Here is a 13,492-nt window from a genome sequence, read left to right on the forward strand (position 1 = left end):
CTATATATTTATATAAATTATTTGAAGTTTTTTATCTAAAAACCACATAAAAATAATTTGTAAATATAATTATAACTTATATTAAAAATTTATTAATTTTAAATTATAAACTAAAAATAATGTGATATTATGGGAAAATTCAAATTTACAAAATTAGATATTGATGGTGTATTTACTGTAGAACCTACAGTATTTGGTGATGAACGTGGATATTTTATGGAAACATATAATGAAAATGATTTTAAAGAAGAAGGTTATGATTTAACTTTTGTTCAAGATAATCAGTCAAGATCTACAAAAGGTGTTTTAAGAGGTCTTCATTTCCAATATACTCAACCACAAGGTAAACTTGTACGTGTAATTAAAGGAGAAGTTTTTGATGTTGCTGTAGATTTAAGAAAAGATTCAGAAACTTATGGTAAATGGGTAGGAGTAACTTTATCTGAAGAAAATAAAAAACAATTATTTATTCCAAAAGGTTTTGCACATGGATTTTTAGTTTTATCTGATATTGCAGAATTTGTATATAAATGTACTGACTTTTATAATCCTGATGATGAAGGTGGAATTAAATGGGATGATCCAGATATAGGTATTGATTGGCCTACTGATGGTATTGATAATTTAATCTTTTCAGAAAAAGATCAACATTGGAAAGCTCTTAAAGATACACCTGTAAACTTTTAGGGGAGATTCATATGACTAAAATACTTGTTACTGGTGGAGCAGGATTTATTGGTAGTAATTTCTTAAAATATATGGTTAATAAATATCCAAATTATGATTTTATTAATCTTGATGCATTAACTTATTGTGGAAATCTTGAAAATTTAACTGATATTGAAGATTATGATAATTATGAATTTGTAAAAGGAGATATTAGGGATATTGATTTAGTTGATAAATTAGTGTCTGATGTAGATTATATAGTACATTTTGCTGCTGAAAGTCATGTAGATAGAAGTATAGAAGATCCAGGAATCTTTATTAAATCAAATATTTTAGGAACTCAAACTTTACTTGATGCAGCTAAAAAATATAATATTAAAAAATATCTTCAAGTTTCAACTGATGAAGTTTATGGTTCTCTTGGACCTGAAGGATACTTTACTGAAGAAACACCACTTCAGGCTAATAGTCCTTATTCTGCATCTAAAGCAGGTGCAGATTTAATGGTTAGAGCATATCACAATACATTTAATCTTCCTGTAAATATAACACGTTGTTCAAATAATTATGGACCATATCAATTCCCAGAGAAATTAATACCTCTTATGATTTCTAATGCACTTGAAGATAAGGAACTTCCAATTTATGGTGATGGAAAAAATATTAGAGATTGGTTACATGTTTATGACCATTGTACTGCTATTGATTTAGTATTACATAAAGGTAAATCTGGTGAAGTTTATAATATTGGTGGCCATAATGAAAAATCTAATATTGAAATTGTAAAATTAATTCTTAAACAGTTAAATAAACCAGAATCTCTTATTAAATTTGTAAGTGATAGATTAGGTCATGATAGACGTTATGCTATTGATTCATCTAAAATAAGAAAAGAATTAGGATGGAAACCTAAATATAATTTTGAAACTGGTATTGTTGAAACAATTAATTGGTATTTAAATAATCAAGATTGGATTAAAAAAGTAAAAAGTGGAGAATATCAAGAATACTATGAAAAAATGTATTCTAATAGGTAATTAGATAATTTTATTTAATTTAGATCTGTTTTAGTAAATACTAATATCTAATTAAATAATTTTATTTGCTAATTTAATAAAAATAAAAATTTTTTTACTTTTTATGTTTAAAAAGGGTTATAATATGAGTAATATTTTAAGTTTAATGTCAAAATCTAAATTTAATGCTAAAAAAGCTTTAAAATATAGCAAAGCATATGATAAGATTATTGATTTAGGATTATTTGATGAAGAATTTTATAAAACTCATTATTCTAATTATTATTCAGCTAATCCTTTAGAACATTACTTGTTTTATGGATATAAAAAAGGTTTTGATCCTTGCTTAAATTTCAATACTTTTAAATATTTAAATAATTATCCAGATGTTAAAAAATCTGGTTTAAATCCGCTTGTTCATTATGTTTTATATGGTATTAATGAAAATCGTGAGATTTTTCCATCACAATATCTTATTAAAGAAAGAATACTTGATACAAATAAACTTTACTTAAATAATCATAATTTTACTAATGAACCTCTTGTTTCTATTATAGTATTAAATAGAAATGGTGTTAATCATTTAAAAACTCTTTTTAAGGATTTTTCTAAGAAAACTAATTATTCTAACTTTGAACTTATATTTATTGATAATGATTCAAGTGATAATTCAGTTAATTATATTAAATCATTAGATTTAGATTTTCCAGTTAAGATTATTGAAAATTCTGAGAATTTATCATTTTCAGAAGCAAATAATATTGGAGTAGATAATGCTAATGGGGAGTTTGTTCTACTTTTAAATAATGATATTGAACCAAGTTTTGGATGGTTAAATGAAATGGTAGCAACTATATTAAGTAATGATAATATTGCTGCTGTAGGTGCTAAACTCCTATTTCCTTATTATGATAATATTGATTCAAGTAATAAATCATTTAAAATTCAACATTCTGGAGATATTTTTTCTTTTAATAAATATTTAAAAGTGTATGCTTATAATAATAATTTACTATCTAATCCTTTTGATTTTAATGTTAATACAAGTAAAAAAGTAGTTTCTGTTACAGCTGCAGCTATTTTAATTAGGAAATCTATATATACTGAACTTGGTGGTCTTGATGAAGGATATATTTATGGTTATGAAGATGTAGATTTTTCCCTTAAATTAAATAAATCTGGTTATGATGTAGTTTACTGTTCAAGTGCATTACTATTTCATCATGAATCAAGTACTAGAACTACTAATAAAAACTTTAAAAATAATTCAGATAGGCTTATTAATAAATGGTATAATTATTTAAATAGAAATATATTTTTAGATAAATTAAATAAAGATAAATTCTTTTCTAATGAACCTTTAAAGTTTTTATTTTTAACAAATAAATTAAATAAGTTTATTTTAGATTTATCTAAAAAACTTGAAAATGAAGGATTTATAGTTGAATTATCTTCTAATTCTAAAGAAATATACTCTGATAGTTTAACTGATGTTATAATATCATTTGATACTAATATAAATATTGAAGATATTGATTTACGTGAAAACACTATAAAAATATTATGTTTAGAAGATATTGTTTCAATGGTTGATTTAGATTTATATGATTTAATATTTCTTAATGATTTAGATAATTATAATTCATTTAATAATTCATCTAAAGTATATTATTTAGATTCAGATTATAATAATATTATAAATAGATTAAAAGATTTTATATTAGAAAAATATCCTTCTTCTAATGATAATTGTTAATATTTTTATTAGATTGTATATTATATTAGAACTATATTTGTGTGGTTAAATTATGTCAAATTATAAACTTTCAGTTATTATACCTACATATAATTCTAGAGATTTTATTGTAGATGCAATAGATTCTATTAAAAATCAGAGTATTGGATTTGATAATGTTGAGGTAATTATTGTAGATGATAAATCTACAGATAAATATACTGTTAATCTTTTAAATCAGTATAATAATGATTATTCTAATATTAAAGTTATTTTTAAAGATGAAAACTCTGGTTTTCCTGGAGAAGGTAGAAATATTGGTATTAAAAATGCTGAAAGTGATTATGTTATAGTAATGGATCATGATGATACTTATGTAAAAAATGCATTTGAGGTAATGTATAATAAGATTTCAAGTGAAAATGCAGATTTACTTATTGCTAGCTATATGAATGTATATAATGATAAAATTATTAAGCCTAAATATGTATTTAATGAAAATATTAATGAAGTAAAAATAAGTTCAATTGATGAAAATCCTGATTTCTTTAAGATAGGTCCAAGTATTTGGACTAAACTTTATAGAAAAGATTTTCTTTTTGAGAATAATATAAAATTTATTGAAGAAATGCTTGCAGAAGACTTAGAACTTTTTATACATTCATTATTATGTGTTAATAAAGCTATTTATCTTAATAATTTCTTTGCATATAATTATAGAATTAGAAATAGTGCAAATGATAAATCAACAATTCATATACGTAATAAAAAATATCTTAGTGCAATGATTGATGGATACTTTAAAACATGGGATGATTTAAAAAATTTTAATAAGGAATATTATTTTCCAAATGTTTTTACTCAACATGTTGTATATTGGATTAAAAGTTTTATTGCTAGTGATATAAGTGATAATGAAAAAATAGAACTTTTAGAGAAAATATCTCCAATTTTAAAAAAACAATTAGAGTATACTCCAGATTTTTCAGAAAGAATTTACAAAGATTTAGCTAAACCTATATTAAATGATGATTATATTGAAGCTTTAAAAGTTTCTAAGAAAATTAAAAAATCAAGAAAAATTAAAGAGTCTGTAAAATCTATTTTGAATAAATTGCATCTTAGGTGAGAGTTTAATAATAAAATTTATTGAATATATTGTGTTTTAAGTTAGGGTTTAATAATATTATTTTATTGAATAAGTTGAATTTTAAGTGAATAATAAAAATTGTAAAATCTATTATAGATTATATATTAGATAATATTTTAAAATTAGATAATATTATATTAATAGATTTTTTATCTATATTTGATATTATTTTTTAGTAGTATCATATTGTATTTTAAGTAGTTTTATTGTATGTTAAGAATAATTGATATTAATAAATGATGTTTTGACTATTTTAAGTATTTTTTAAAATTTAATTTTATATAAATTTCATTAAAATCTAAAATAGTAAAGTCTATTTGTAATAAAAAAAATATATAAATCATTAGTTTTAAATATTTTAAATTATATATGTTCTTTAGATATATTTTATTATCTTTTTATAATGGGTGAAAATAATGTTTGAAAATATCTCTAGATTTTTAGCTAATTTTAATAGATATAAGTTTTTATTATATGAACTTATTAAAAGGGATATTCAAAGTAAATATAAAGAATCTGTTTTAGGTTTACTTTGGAGTTTTTTTAATCCATTACTTCAATGTTTAGCATTAACTATTGTATTTTCAACATTATTTGGTCGTTCAATTCCTAATTATCCTGTATATTTATTATCTGGTAAATTATTATTTGATTTATTTGCTAATTCTACATCAGGTGCAATGAATTCTATACGTGCTAATAGAGGAATTATTAAAAAGGTATATGTTCCTAAATATATGTTTACATTAGGAGTTGTTTCATCAGAATTTGTTAATTATTTAATATCACTTATTGTACTTGTACTTGTAATGATTTTAACAAAAGCACCATTTTACTTAACTATTGTTTATATGGTTATACCCGTTGTATTTTTATTTATATTTGCAATAGGTGTAGGTTTAATACTTGCAACATTAACAACATTCTTTACAGATATTAAGTATTTATGGGGTGTAATGATTATGTTGTTATCTTATTTAACACCATTATTCTATCCTATTAGTATTATACCTAAAAAATTCTTAATATTCTTCTATTTAAGTCCATTATATGCTGCAGTATCTTCATGTAGGGATTGTATATTGTATAATTCTTTCCCTCAATTGAATTTATTATTGTATTTAATATTCTCCTCAATAGTAGCTTTAATTGTAGGTATTGTAATATTTTACAAATATCAAGATAAATTCATTTTACATTTATAATTGTAGTAATTATAAATTGAATATTATAAAAATTCTTTATTTAGTTTAAAATATTTGATTTATTTGAGATTGTATAAGTTGTTTATTTAGTTTAAAATATCATGCTTATTTTAAGCTTGTATTTATATTAAATATTATTGTTATAGTTTAAAATTTAATTAGGAGGTAGTTTATGTCAGAAAAGAAAAAAACACGTATTTATGGTATTAATTTAGAAAAAATTTTTAAATCAGCTACTCCTTATTATGCTATTTTAGTAGATGAAGATGGTAATCCATTAAGTGGTAAAGAAATTCATTTTAATATTGTAAATACAGATTATTCTTCTACAACATCTTCAGATGGATCTGCATTTCTTAAAATTAATCTTAATCCAAAAACTTATACTATAATTATGTCTTTTAAGGGAGATTCTGAATACTTACCTTCAGAAACTAAAAGTAAAATAATTGTTAAACCTAAACCAAAAGCTAAACCAAAACCAAAGGCTAAACCTAAACCACAACCTAAACCTAAACCAAAAAAATTAACTAGGGAAGAAATTATTAAAAAATATCCTTTAAGAGCTTATCCTGTTTCAGATGAAGTAATTATTGATGTTAAAGATTTAACAATGGAATTTGATTTATCTAAAGAAAGAGTTGATAATCTTAAAGAATATATTATTCGTGCAATTAAAAGGGAAATTCCTCCTAAAACTAAATTTAAAGCACTTAATCATGTATCATTTAAAGTTAGAAAAGGTGAAAGATTAGGTGTAATTGGTTTTAATGGTGCTGGAAAAAGTACTCTTCTTAAGATTTTATCTGGTGTAATGAAAGCTACTGAAGGGGAAGTTAAAGTTAAAGGAAATGTTGCACCTCTTTTAGAATTAGGTGCAGGTTTTGATCATAATTACACTGGTTCAGAAAATATTTTCTTAAATGGATCTATTTTAGGATATACAAGAGACTTTCTTGAAGAAAAATATGATGAGATTGCAGAATTCTCAGAGCTTGGTGAGTTTTTAGAAGTACCTATTAAAAATTATTCCTCGGGTATGAAAGCAAAACTTGGTTTTTCTATTGCAACTGTTGTATCTCCAGATATTTTAATTTTAGATGAAGTTCTTTCTGTTGGAGATGTTAAATTTAGGGAAAAAAGTACTAGAAAATTAGAGTCTCTTATGAAAAAAGGAGTTACAGTTATTTTAGTATCTCACTCAATTGAAGCTATTAGGAAAATATGTAACACAGCTCTTTGGCTTGATCATGGTAAAGTAATGGATTATGGTGAAGTAGATAAAGTCTGTGATAAATATATTGAAGCTGCTAAAAATGCATCTAGAGCACAATTAGCTAATATTAAATTAAATTAATTTACTTTTTTTATTTTTTTACTATTTTTTAGAATTTTTATTATTTTAATTAAATTTTTATATTATTTTAGATTAATTTATTATTAAGTTTAAAATTTAGGTTTAATTTTTATTAGGTTTTAGATTTAAATTTTAATTATTTAATTTAGTATTTATTATTAAGTTTAAAATTTAGGTTTAATTTTTATTAGGTTTTAGATTTAAATTTTAATTATTTAATTTAGTTAAGGTAATAATATGGCTTTAAAACACAGGATATATGGGGCTATCTTTAATCTACTTAATATATTTCCAATTAATGATAATTCTGTTACATTTGTTATGGATAAAAACAATTCTTTTATTGGAAACTTTAATTATATTTATAAAGAACTTAATTCTCGTAATATTGATTTTGAATATAATTGTGTAGTTAAAAATAGATTTTCAATTTCAGATATTTATCATCTTGCAAGATCTAAATATATATTTTTAAATGATAATTTTCTTGCTCTTGCTTATATGAATATATCTAATAAGACTAAAGTTATCCAGCTTTGGCATGGGCCAGGAGCATTTAAAAAATTTGGTTATTCATCTATTGAATTTAATGATAAAGATTTAATTAATTTAATTAGAAATTCCTCTAAACGTATATCTTATCTTACAGTTACATCAAATAATATTAAGAAATATTATAGTGAAGCTTTTCAAATTGATGAAGATAAAATTATTGCTTCTGGAATCCCAAGACTTGATTTTTATTCAGAAGAAAATACTTCAGAAGATAATATTAGTAAAATAAGAAAAGATTTCATGAAAAATCATCCTGAAATTAAGAATAAAAAGATAATTTTATATGCTCCAACTTTTAGGGAAAATTCTAAATATAATAATGTTTTTAAGTATTTTAATGTAAATAAATTTATTAATGAATTATCTGATGAATATGTACTTCTTATTAGATTACATCCTAAAATGTATGAATTTGATACAGAAGATAATATTAATAAGGATATTTTTAATTTTGATAATGTTATTGATTGTACTTATTATGAAAATGAGCAGAATCTTTTATTAATATCTGATATATTAATAACTGATTATTCATCAATAATGATTGAATATTCAATTTTAAATAGACCTATAATATTCTTTGCATATGATTTAGATAATTATTTATCTAATGAAAGAGGATTTTATTTTGATTATAATGAAGTTCCTGGAACAATAGTTAAAAATACTGATGAACTTATTTATGTTATTAAAAATTCTATATTTAAAATGGATAAATTAGAAAAATTTTTAAAATTTCAATTTGATTATATTGATGATAAGTCTTCTAAAAGAATTATTGATTATGTTTTAGATTCTTAATTCTATTTTATTATAGTTTTTTAAGAATTGTTGATTGTATTTTAGATTTTTGATTATAGTTTTCTAAAAAAGTTGTTGATTTTATTAAAATTTTTATAAATTTTTTAGTAAATAATTAATATTTATGTGATTATAATGGCTAATGAAGTTAGTGTAATAATTCCAGTGTATAATGCTTCTAAGTATATTGAAAAAACATTAAAATCACTTGTATCTCAAAGTTTTAAAGATTTTGAAATAATACTTGTTGATGATGGATCTGAAGATGATTCTGTAAATATTATAAATGAATTTTTATTAAATTATGACTTTACATTTATAGTGGATTCTCAAGAAGATAAAGGGGTAAGTTCTGCAAGAAATAGAGGTCTTGAATTAGCAAGTGGAAAATATATAATATTTCTTGATGATGATGATATTTTAAATACTAATCATATAGAAAATTTATATAATAGTCTTATTAATAATAATGCAGATTTATCATTTACTTATCTTAGTAAAATTAATGAGGAAGGTAAATATTTAACAGATATATCTTCATATGATTCAATTAAAAATTTAGATTTAATAGATTCTGATGAATTTATTAAACTAGAATTAAATATGAGTATACCTTTTAGTTTTGTTGAGTTAATGTATAAAAAAGATATATTAGATAAATATAGTATAAGATTTAATGAAAACATTAATTATGGTGAAGATACTGAATTTGCACTTAAATCACTTGTATGCTCACATAATGTAGCAATATCTCATGAATTTACATATTTATATCTTCAAAGAGATGATTCAATCACTTCAAATGCATATCTTGAAAGATTTGATTTTATTAATGTTCTAGATAATTTTGCTAAATATTATATGGATTATTCCGAAAATAAAAGTAAAGAAATAGTTGATTTAATTTATACAAAACGTATTCCTAAATCTATATTTGGAAACTTAATGTTTTTATTTTATTGTGATTTCCCATATGATATGATTATGGATAAAGTTCAATCTATGGGATTATTAGATAAACTTAGGGATTTTAAACCTAGTTCTGAAGATAAAAAATTTAATATTAAAATTAGACTATTTTTAATTTCTCCAAAAACATATTATACTTTTTGGAAGTTGTTTAAAAATAGTATTTAAATTTAAAATTTTTTTATTTTTTAGAAGCTATTTAAAAATAGTATGTATGTTTAGAATTTTACATATAATATATTTGTATTATATTAATTATCAATGATATATTTATAAAATAAATTATCAAATATTTTGATAAGAATTTAATAGTTATTAATAGTGTAATGTGATAATAATGAAGGTTTCAATTATTACTCCAAATTATAATGGATTTAAATTTCTTGAAGGATTTTTTAATTCATTATTAATAGAGAAAGATTATATTAATGAGATTATTATTGTTGATAATGGATCTACTGATAAAAGTATAGAATATATTAATGATTTATCTTCTAATTATCCAATTAATATTAAATTAATTAAAAATACTAAGAATTTAGGTTTTGCAAGTGCTATTAATCAAGGTATTAAATTATCTAAATCAGAGTATGTATATTTATTAAATAATGATGTTGAAATTACAAAAGATTCTATTAAAAATCTATTATTAACTATTAATTCATATGATAATATATTCTCAGTATCATCTAAGATGCTTCAATTTTATAATAGAAATCTTATTGATGATGCAGGTGATGAGTATACAATACTTGCTTATACAAAAAAATCAGGAAATAATCAAGATATAAGTAATTATACTAAAACAAGGGAAATATTTTCAAGTTGTGCTGGTGCAGCATTATATAAAAAGTCTATTATTGAAGAATTAGGATACTTTGATAATAATTTCTTTGCATATATGGAAGATGTAGATCTTGGATACAGAGCTCAAATTAATGGTTATAAAAATTATTTTTCTCCAGATTCAATAGTATATCATATTGGAAGTGGTACTACTGGAAGTAAATATAATGAATTTAAAATTAAGATTGCTGCAAGAAATAATATATGGTTAATATATAAAAACTTTCCAATTCCACAAAAAATTATTAATTTTATATTTTTACTTATTGGATTTGGTATAAAATATTTATATTTTAAGAAGAAAGGATTTGGAGATATTTATATTTCTGGAATTAAAGAAGGTTTAAATTCAAGAAATAAATTAGAAAAAACAAAATTCAATATTAAAAATTGGAAAAACTACTTTAAAATAGAATGGAAATTATTAAAAAACACATTTTTACTTTTTAAAAAATAGTTTTAGCTATTTATTTAATTAAATAATTTAAGTTTTATTAGCTATTAAATAATAATTTTTAGTATTTTATTAATGAAAGAATATTTTTTATTAGAGGTTTTACTATGGATTTATCAATTATAATTGTTAATTATAAAACATTTGAAATTACAAAAAATGCAATTGATTCAGTTTTAAAATCTAGAACTAATTATAATTATGATATCTATTTAGTAGATAATGCATCAAATGATGGAAGCTTTGAAAAACTTAAATCATATTATTCTAATGAAAATAAGATTAATTTTATATTATCTGATATTAATGGTGGATTTGCATATGCAAATAACCTTGCACTTAATAAAAGTTCTAGTGATTATGTTCTACTTTTAAATTCAGATACTTTAGTTAAAGAAGATACTCTTCAATTATCTATGGATTATATAAAATCCCATAGTGATGTTGGAGCATTAGGTGTTAAAGTATTACTTAGTGATAATAGTTTAGATAAAGCATGTAGACGTAGTTTTCCAAATCCAACAAACTCTTTTTTTAGACTTTTCCATATTCCAGTTAAAAATGATGATTTAAATAATTATAATTTAGATAATTTAGATGATAATGGAATTTATGAAATAGATTGTTTAACTGGAGCATTTATGTTAATTAATTTTAAAGATTTAGATAAAATTGCATATCTTGATGAAGACTTTTTTATGTATGGTGAAGATATTGATCTTTGTTATAGAATTAAAGAAGCAGGTTATAAAATAATTTATTATGGTAAAACATCTATTACTCATTTTAAAGGTTCTAGTAGTAAAAAACAGAAATCAAAATTAGTATATGAATTTTATAGAGCAATGTATATATTTTATCATAAACATTATACTAAAAAATATAATCCTTTATTAAATTTTATAATATATATTGGTATAGCTATTTTATGTCTTGTAAAATTAATTATTAATGTTTTTAAACATGATTAATTTTACTTAATTATTTTAATAATTATTTTATTAATTAGGATTAACTTTACTTAAACAATAATTATTTTAGTAATTAATGATTAAATTTTATTTTTAAGAAAATATTTTTTAATTGTATAAATTTTTAAATTCTTTATAATTGTTTTTTATTTTAAATAAATTAATTAAATATTAATATTGTAATGAATATAATTACACATAGTATAAAATATTTTAGTAGTTTTTATTAAATTAGTTGTGATAATATGATTAAGCAGAATCAACGATTATTAAATGGTGTATTAGTATTAGCTGATGTTCTTGTAATCGTTTTTTCATTATTATGCGCTGCTTTTGTAAGGTTTAAAACTACTATTTTTGGACCTCTTGGTGGTCATTTAGGTTTTGAAGAATATGCTTTATTTTTATTAGTAGCTATTTTACCAGTTTATTTAATTTTATATTTCTCTTTTGGTTTGTATAAACCATTTAGAACTCATAGAAGTATTTTTTCAGAAGCTAACCAAATTATTGAAGTTAATATTCTTTCATTTTTTGTACTTATTACAATATTATTTATTATTAATCAACCAAACTTCTCAAGAATATTAATGCTTTTACTTGTTGTATTTTCAACAATTTTTGGTATTTTCGAAAGATCATTTGTTAGATTATTTTTAAAACGTCTTCGTGAAAATGATAAGAATCTTAAACATATTCTTATTGTAGGGGATAATGAGTTAGCATATAATTTTGAGAAAAAAATTAAAGAAAATAAATATTTAGGATATAAAATATCTGGATTTTTAGGAAGAGCAGAAAATGTTGGTAAAGATATTGATGGTATTCCTATTATTGGTTCATTTGCAGATTTAGATAAAATTCTTGAAGCTCATAATTATGATCGTGTAATTTTAGCTATTCCTTTAAAATATTATAAACATATTAATGAGTTAGTAGATAGTTGTGAAAGATCAGGAATTAAAGCAGAAATTATTCCAGCATATACAGATTATTTCCCTGCTAAACCATCTGTAGATATGATTGAAGATATTCCAATTATTAATATTAGATATGTTCCTTTAGATGATGCATTTAATAAAACAGTTAAAAAAATTTCTGATTTACTTGTTGCTGTTATTGCAATTATTATTACTTCTCCAGTCATGCTAGTTACTGCTATTGCAATTAAATTAACTTCTCCAGGACCTATCATTTTTAAACAAACAAGGATTGGTTATCAACAACAACTTTTTACTATGTATAAATTTAGAAGTATGAAAGTTCAAAATAAAGAAGAGGAAAAATCTGAATGGACAACACCTAATGATCCACGTAAAACAAAAGTGGGAGATTTTATTAGAAGAACAAGTATTGATGAGTTACCACAATTCTTTAATGTTTTAAAAGGAGATATGAGTGTTGTAGGACCTAGACCTGAGAGACCATTTTTTGTTGATCAATTTAAAAAAGAAATTCCAAAATACATGGTTAAACATCAAGTACGTCCAGGTTTAACTGGATGGGCTCAAATTCATGGTTGTAGAGGTAATACTTCTATTAAAAAACGTATAGAATATGATATTGAATATGTAGAAAATTGGCATTTAGGTTTAGATTTAGCAATTATGATTAAAACAGTTTTAAAAAGTAATTCTAATGCTTATTAATTTTTTTTATTTTTTAGTTTTAATCTTAATTTTTTATTTAATTATTTTCTTTTTTTATTTAATTATTTGCTTATTTTTTAATTTTATAAAATTATTTAAATTAAAAAATTATTTA

11 protein-coding genes are annotated in these 13,492 nt (G+C 21.6%); all 11 read left to right on the forward strand.

Annotated features, from left to right (window positions below; genetic code table 11):
• Positions 1 to 129: 129 nt before the first annotated feature.
• Entirely contained in the window at positions 130 to 687 is a 558-nt protein-coding gene (gene rfbC, locus BGI41_RS02575) for a dTDP-4-dehydrorhamnose 3,5-epimerase (protein ID WP_088538685.1), read from the forward strand.
• Between the two features lie 11 nt (positions 688 to 698).
• Entirely contained in the window at positions 699 to 1,706 is a 1,008-nt protein-coding gene (gene rfbB, locus BGI41_RS02580) for a dTDP-glucose 4,6-dehydratase (RefSeq protein ID WP_088538686.1), read from the forward strand.
• Between the two features lie 124 nt (positions 1,707 to 1,830).
• Entirely contained in the window at positions 1,831 to 3,441 is a 1,611-nt protein-coding gene (locus tag BGI41_RS02585) for a glycosyltransferase family 2 protein (RefSeq protein ID WP_088538687.1), read from the forward strand.
• Between the two features lie 52 nt (positions 3,442 to 3,493).
• Positions 3,494 to 4,549, forward strand: a complete 1,056-nt coding sequence (locus BGI41_RS02590) for a glycosyltransferase family 2 protein (RefSeq protein ID WP_088538688.1) — start codon at positions 3,494 to 3,496, stop codon at positions 4,547 to 4,549.
• A gap of 437 nt (positions 4,550 to 4,986) precedes the next feature.
• Positions 4,987 to 5,775 (forward strand): ABC transporter permease, encoded by a 789-nt coding sequence (locus BGI41_RS02595; RefSeq protein WP_088538689.1) that lies wholly within the window; start codon positions 4,987 to 4,989, stop codon positions 5,773 to 5,775.
• Between the two features lie 172 nt (positions 5,776 to 5,947).
• Entirely contained in the window at positions 5,948 to 7,132 is a 1,185-nt protein-coding gene (locus BGI41_RS08440; RefSeq protein WP_088538690.1) for an ABC transporter ATP-binding protein, read from the forward strand.
• 237 nt (positions 7,133 to 7,369) lie between these two features.
• Positions 7,370 to 8,488 (forward strand): CDP-glycerol glycerophosphotransferase family protein, encoded by a 1,119-nt coding sequence (locus BGI41_RS02605; protein WP_088538691.1) that lies wholly within the window; start codon positions 7,370 to 7,372, stop codon positions 8,486 to 8,488.
• 135 nt (positions 8,489 to 8,623) lie between these two features.
• Complete coding sequence (locus BGI41_RS02610) at positions 8,624 to 9,625, forward strand: glycosyltransferase family 2 protein (protein WP_088538692.1); 1,002 nt, start codon at positions 8,624 to 8,626, stop codon at positions 9,623 to 9,625.
• A 169-nt stretch (positions 9,626 to 9,794) separates the two neighbouring features.
• Positions 9,795 to 10,760 (forward strand): glycosyltransferase family 2 protein, encoded by a 966-nt coding sequence (locus BGI41_RS02615; protein ID WP_088538693.1) that lies wholly within the window; start codon positions 9,795 to 9,797, stop codon positions 10,758 to 10,760.
• 104 nt (positions 10,761 to 10,864) lie between these two features.
• The gene (locus tag BGI41_RS02620; protein WP_088538694.1) at positions 10,865 to 11,728 is read left to right on the forward strand and encodes a glycosyltransferase family 2 protein; all 864 of its coding nucleotides are present in this window, start codon (positions 10,865 to 10,867) and stop codon (positions 11,726 to 11,728) included.
• Between the two features lie 245 nt (positions 11,729 to 11,973).
• Positions 11,974 to 13,377, forward strand: coding sequence for an undecaprenyl-phosphate glucose phosphotransferase (locus BGI41_RS02625; RefSeq protein WP_088538695.1), 1,404 nt, complete (start codon positions 11,974 to 11,976; stop codon positions 13,375 to 13,377).
• Positions 13,378 to 13,492 lie beyond the last annotated feature (115 nt).

The organism is Methanobrevibacter sp. 87.7 (assembly GCF_002208625.1).
In the GTDB taxonomy this organism is placed as follows: Archaea; Methanobacteriota; Methanobacteria; order Methanobacteriales; family Methanobacteriaceae; genus Methanarmilla.